7 protein-coding genes and 3 tRNA genes are annotated in these 5,998 nt (G+C 29.8%); 6 read left to right on the forward strand and 4 right to left on the reverse strand.

Translation table 4 applies throughout. The features are described 5' to 3' along the window. The first annotated feature begins 233 nt into the window (after nt 1–233). The 6 genes from ACX1M8_RS03265 to ACX1M8_RS03290 all read left to right on the forward strand — a co-directional run bounded on the left by ACX1M8_RS03265 (nt 234) and on the right by ACX1M8_RS03290 (nt 4,249). Nucleotides 234–1,853 (forward strand): ABC-F family ATP-binding cassette domain-containing protein, encoded by a 1,620-nt coding sequence (locus ACX1M8_RS03265; RefSeq protein ID WP_458836790.1) that lies wholly within the window; start codon nt 234–236, stop codon nt 1,851–1,853. 2 nt (nt 1,854–1,855) lie between these two features. Next, entirely contained in the window at nt 1,856–2,536 is a 681-nt protein-coding gene (locus tag ACX1M8_RS03270; protein ID WP_458834704.1) for a 16S rRNA (uracil(1498)-N(3))-methyltransferase, read from the forward strand. Between the two features lie 160 nt (nt 2,537–2,696). Continuing rightward, a complete protein-coding gene (rplM, locus tag ACX1M8_RS03275) occupies nt 2,697–3,131 on the forward strand; it encodes a 50S ribosomal protein L13 (RefSeq protein ID WP_458836791.1) in 435 nt (144 codons plus the stop codon). Between the two features lie 2 nt (nt 3,132–3,133). Next, nucleotides 3,134–3,532 carry a 30S ribosomal protein S9 gene (gene rpsI / locus ACX1M8_RS03280; RefSeq protein WP_458616355.1) on the forward strand — a complete coding sequence of 133 codons (399 nt, stop codon included), beginning with the start codon at nt 3,134–3,136 and terminating at the stop codon, nt 3,530–3,532. A gap of 60 nt (nt 3,533–3,592) precedes the next feature. After that, nucleotides 3,593–3,669, forward strand: a tRNA-Ile gene (locus tag ACX1M8_RS03285). 280 nt (nt 3,670–3,949) lie between these two features. Further along, nucleotides 3,950–4,249, forward strand: coding sequence for a hypothetical protein (locus ACX1M8_RS03290; protein ID WP_458806915.1), 300 nt, complete (start codon nt 3,950–3,952; stop codon nt 4,247–4,249). 290 nt (nt 4,250–4,539) lie between these two features. Here ACX1M8_RS03290 and ACX1M8_RS03295 read toward each other — a convergent pair whose 3' ends face one another. The 4 genes from ACX1M8_RS03295 to ACX1M8_RS03310 all read right to left on the reverse strand — a co-directional run bounded on the left by ACX1M8_RS03295 (nt 4,540) and on the right by ACX1M8_RS03310 (nt 5,833). Beyond that, the gene (locus tag ACX1M8_RS03295) at nt 4,540–4,857 is read right to left on the reverse strand and encodes a hypothetical protein (protein ID WP_458836792.1); all 318 of its coding nucleotides are present in this window, start codon (nt 4,855–4,857) and stop codon (nt 4,540–4,542) included. Between the two features lie 282 nt (nt 4,858–5,139). Continuing rightward, nucleotides 5,140–5,262: a hypothetical protein gene (locus ACX1M8_RS03300; protein ID WP_458836793.1), complete on the reverse strand. Its 123-nt coding sequence runs from the start codon at nt 5,260–5,262 to the stop codon at nt 5,140–5,142. A gap of 403 nt (nt 5,263–5,665) precedes the next feature. Beyond that, a tRNA-Lys gene (locus tag ACX1M8_RS03305) sits at nt 5,666–5,741 on the reverse strand. A gap of 6 nt (nt 5,742–5,747) precedes the next feature. Continuing rightward, nucleotides 5,748–5,833, reverse strand: a tRNA-Leu gene (locus tag ACX1M8_RS03310). Nucleotides 5,834–5,998: the final 165 nt, after the last annotated feature.

Consider the following 5,998-nt stretch of genomic DNA (forward strand, 5'->3'; position numbering starts at 1 on the left):
TTGTTTTTACAACTGAAATTAGAGCTTTAGTGGAAAGTCATATTTTTAATTTGTAGGCGAATTTTTCATACTTTTAAAATTAGGATTTATCATTCTTAAGTGTATAATACTTAAGAGCCGACATCGAGTGTAATAACTTTGATGCCAATCGCCTTCATTTGAAGGTTTTTTTAATATTTTTATAAATTTAAAATTAAATTATAATATAGCAATTATTAAGTAAAGGAGTTGAAATGATTGAAGTTCAAAATTTAAGCAAGATTTTTAGTGATAAAAAACTATTTGAAAACGTTAATTTAAAATTTACCGAAGGTAACACTTATGGAATTATTGGTGCTAATGGCGCTGGTAAATCAACCTTTTTAAAGATTATTGCAGGTCAAATGGAAGCTTCAGGTGGAAATATCGTAATTGAAAAGAACAAACGTATTTCTGTACTTTCTCAAGATCACAATGCCTACGATGATATGAATGTAACTGAAGTTGTTATTATGGGAAATACTGATTTATATCAAATAAAAGAAGAAAAAGATGCTATTTATATGAATCCAGATTCAACAGATAAAGATTATGAAAGAGCAGCTGATTTAGAAGAAAAATTTGGTATGTTAGGTGGATGAACTGCAGAAAACGATGCACAAGAACTACTTGCTAACTTACATATACCTAAAGAAAAATGAGAAGTTCCTATGCGTGAGCTTACAGCTAACCAAAAAATTAAAGTTTTACTTGCGAAAGCTTTATTTGGTAACCCAGATATTCTAATAATGGACGAACCAACTAACCACCTGGATCTTAGAAGTATTAGATGACTTGAAAACTTTTTAATCGATTATCCTAATGTTGTTATTGTTGTATCGCACGATAGTGATTTCTTAGATGCGATCTGTACACATATCGTTGATATTGATTATAATGAAGCAAAAATTTATACAGGTAACTATAGCTTCTGAAAAGAATCTTCAGAATTAGCTCGTGAAATGATGAAACAATCAAACCTTAAAAAAGAAGCTCAAATTGAAAAACTTAAAGATTTCATTGCTCGTTTTAGTGCTAACGCATCTAAATCACGTCAAGCAACTTCACGTAAAAAAGCTCTTGAAAAAATTTCACTTGATGAAATTAAACCTTCAAACCGTAAGTACCCATATGTTCGTTGAGAAATGAATAGAGATCATGGTAAACAAATTTTAAATGTCGAAGATTTAACTTATGTAAATGATAAAGGTGAAACTGTTTTTGAAAAGCTTTCTTTCTCACTTAAACCAGGTGAAAAAATGGTTATTGTAGGGGAAGACGATATTGCTAAAACAAAATTCTTAGAATGCTTACTCGGTATAAGTAAACCAACTAGTGGAACAGTTGAGTGAGGTCAAACTATTACTCCTTCGTATTTCCCTAATGAAAACTCTAAATATTTTGATACTGATGAAACAATTCTTGAATGAATTTCAAAATGGCCACTTGAAAATAAAGAAAAAGAAAATCGTGAAAATGATGATGCACGTATGCGTGGTTTCTTGGGTCGTATGTTATTTAACAATGATTCTGTCTTTAAAAAAGTTAGAGTAACAAGTGGGGGAGAAAAAGCTAGATTAATGTTTTCTCGTATGATGTTACTTGAATCAAACTTTATTATCTTAGACCAACCACTTGATCACTTAGATGCTGAATCTATTGACTCAGTTATCGAAGGGGTTAAAAACTTTAAAGGTGGAGCAATTTTCACTACATATAACAGAGCATTTGTTAACCAATGTGCTGATGTTATTTTAGAACTTCAATCACCTCAAAAGAGTTTTATCTTTAGAGGTTCTCTAGAAGATTACGAAGCAATTATGAATGAGGAATAATCATGAATCGTTTCTTTGTAACCCAAAAAGATGATGCAGGTTTTATTCTAGAGCCTGAAATAATAAAACATATAAAAGTTATTAGAGCGCAAGATAAAGACTTTATTTGTGTATACGAAAACAAGTTTTATCAATGTGTACTAGAAAATGATAGAGCTAAAATCATTCAAGAAATAGCTCAAGATCATGAGCTAAAGCAAGAAGTCATTTTAGCTATTAGTGTAATTAAACTAGATCGTTTTGAGTGAGCGTTACAAAAAGCTACAGAATTAGGCGTAAGCAAAATTGTTCCTATTCTTACTCAGTATACACAACACGATTTAGTTAAATATAATAAATTTGAAAGTAAATATGATCGTTTTAGAAGTATATTGCAAAATGCTGCTGAACAATCATTTCGAAATAAGATTCCTGAATTATTACCTTTAACAAAGTTTGAAGATGCTTTAAAATTTCAAGGAATAAATAAATATATTGCTCATGAAAAAATAGAAACTTCAGTTCCATTACCACAACCTATAGAAGAAGATGTAATGTTTTTTGTAGGACCTGAGGGTGGATTTAGTGAAGAAGAAATTATGCTTGCTGAAGGATATGGTGCTAAGGCAATTTCTTTAGGAAGTAGAATATTACGTGCTGAAACTGCCGCAATATATTTATTAAGTCAAATAAAAATTCAATAATATATATAAAAGTAGCTTTAAAATGCCTATTTTTAAGCAAAAACAGATAATTAAAAAATATTAGTTTATTAGGTTTTGTGTGTTATAATTAATAAGCAATTTAAAAAAATTAACCGAAACCTAAATAAATTTAAATTTATATTAACGTAGGAGGATTAGCATGAGACAAACTACAATTGTAAATACTCAACAAGCTAACAAAAAATGATATGTTGTCGATGCTGAAGGACAAGTTTTAGGTCGTTTAGCTGCACAAGTAGCATCAGTATTAAGAGGAAAAAACAGACCAACATTTACACCTAATGCAGATATGGGAGATAATGTTATCATTATCAACGCTGAAAAAGTTGTTTTAACAGGAAACAAAGAAACAGATAAAATTTACTACTCACACTCAGGATACCCTGGAGGACTTAAATCTATCACAACAGATAAATTAAGAATTAAAAGACCTACAGCTATTATTGAAAAAGCTGTTAGCGGTATGCTTCCACACACAAAACTTGGAAACAAACAACGTAGAAACTTATTTGTTTATGCTGGACCAGAACACAAACACGCAGCTCAAAATCCAGAAAGATTAGAGGTTAAATAATTATGGCTAATAACAATGTAATGTACCGTGGTTTAGGAAGAAGAAAATCATCAGTTGCTCGTGTAAGACTTACACCAGGAACAGGAAAATTCACAATCAACAACCGTGAAGCTAGAGATTACTTAACATCTGATATCTACTTAAAAGATGCAAATCAACCATTTGTTTTAACAGACACATTTGGAACATTTGATGTTAGTGTAAACGTAACTGGTGGGGGACTTAGCGGACAAGCAGGAGCTATTAGATTAGGAATCGCTCGTGCTTTATTAGAAGCTAATGTAGATTACCGTGCTGCTCTTAAAGCAGCTGGAATGCTTACAAGAGATGCTCGTGCTAAAGAACGTAAAAAACCAGGTTTACGTGCTGCACGTCGTGCAAGACAATTCTCAAAACGTTAATAAACTTAATAATTTTTGTATGCATACTAATATTTTATGGTATAATATGCATACATATTTGCGAGCGTAGCTCAGCTGGTTAGAGCACACGACTGATAATCGTGAGGTCGATGGTTCGAGTCCATTCGTTCGCACCATTTCAAGAAATTGACCAATCGCTTCTTACTCTAGTAGTAAGAAGTTTTTTGTTGCCTTTTAATAATATAAAAATAAATATTTTAATTATTTCCACATAATTTCCACATTTTTATCTCAAATCCTTTGTGAATATATATATATAATAAAGCTGTAATAGATATTACTATAGGATATCATTAATGCATTTAGATTTTTTATTCATGCATATTAATATCTTATATTTAGTAAATAAAAACTAATTTATTTAGATATAAAAATTGTAAATTGAAAGGATATGAAATGAATCTTAAAAGAATACTATTCACTTGTGCTCCATTAGCTTCACTAGTAGCTCTTCCATTAGCTGCTGTATCATGTAACAAAGAAAAAACAGAGGAACAAAAATTAGCAGAAGAATATGTTGATTTATATGCAGAAGCCCAAAAAATTCGTCCAGGTGATTCTAAAGGATTAGAATATATGGAAAAATTGGAAGCATGAGGAAGAAAAGTTGCTAAGTTTGATCAAGACAAACAAGAAGCAATTCGGAAAGAAGTTGAGCGCTTGTTCAAAGAAAGAAATATACAACCACTTGCATAAATTTTAAAAGTAAAATATATTTTCTACATCATTTAGTATCAATATATACTAATAAAAATTAAAAGGTATTAAATTTAAATATTACAGTGCTTACTTTGTGAATGAAAAGTAAGCGCTGTTTTTTATATATTCTATTTAATGAGAATATTCTTATTTAAATATAGATCCAGTAAATAAAAATTAAAGTAAGAAAAACATCTGGATGTTCCAGATATTTTGAAATTAAAAATGGAGATAGCTTAATAAATTGCTATTTAAATACCATATATAAATTGAGTTATATATAAATACTAATTATTTTGTTTTCTAACAAATTTTAATACTGTTAAACCTAGAGCACCTGCAGTTGATAATGTGAATGTAATAATAAAAATAATTGTAAATACAGCAGCAACTAAATATTTAGCTGGATATGCATCTGCTGGAGCACCTGCACGGAATGTTGCCATTTCCATTAAAGATTTATATGGAATAAAGTCACCAAATGGTCCTGCTTCTGCTTTGAATGCTAAAGGTAAACATAGGAATATTATTAATGAAATCACTGCTGCTGTTATGCAGGCAATGATTGCTATATTAAGTTTTTTATCATCGAGCTTTTGTAGCATTATGACTCCTTTGTAAATTATATTTAACTATATAAATCAGCATAAAATTCATTTATGCACCTTTATTATATATATATATATATATTCACAAAGGATTTGAGATAAAAATGTGGAAATTATGTGGAAATACAATGAAAGTATATTTCTATTTTTATCTAAAAGTATAGATCACACACTTTTTAATTTCCTTATTTCTGTATTTTTATGCAAGTGCTTTGCTACATAATCAGTTCTATTTTTTGATCTTAGAAAATACAAAATAGTGTGAAATGCATGCGATATTTATTCAATGTAAATATCACTTTTAGCTTTACGAGACAATGTTTTGAGGCTTCCAAAAAGTTCAAGCATTGTCTTTTTTATTTCTTCATTATCTTGATTAAATTTTGATAAAAGCTCATTCATTTTGTCAATGAATGGCTCGCTTTTTAAGTGTTTATAAGATCTACATTTTATATAATACCAATCATTTCGGTTAAATAAATCATTGTTACCTATAATTTATATATTTAAGGTGTATCTGAACATCTAATATATCTCTGGATCTTATATTTTACACTTAGTTAAAGGAAAAAAGAAATATCATAAATCTTATTTAAGGTGTGACAAAATAAAGATTATTCTACAAAGAATAGGCTCAAAGCATTGATATAAAAGTCGCAATGTTAATACATTTGAACGGTTATGCAAGACAAAACATTTATAGTTTTTTTAACATACATTGCAATGTATATTTTTTTATTAATCTAGCATGCGTGAAAATAAAAAAATGAATCCTTTCGAATTCATTTTGGTCAATTTCTTGAAATGGTACGCCCTAGAGGATTCGAACCTCTGACCCAATGGTTAAAAGCCATTTGCTCTACCTGCTGAGCTAAGGGCGCAGATTATGGTGCCCAGAACTGGACTTGAACCAGCACGGTATTGCTACCGAGGGATTTTAAGTCCCTTGTGTCTACCATTCCACCACCTGGGCAACTTGCTTTCGCTTGTTGCTTAAGTATTATAACACAAGAATTATTTTTCAAATAATTTTTTTGATTTTTTTTATTCATTGTATAGAATAAGCTTTATTTTGTCACCCCTTGAAATAAGATTTATTTTGTCACCCCCTCTAGAAAATAGCTGTTAATGTATAAAA

The organism is Mycoplasma tracheobuteonis (assembly GCF_054456995.1).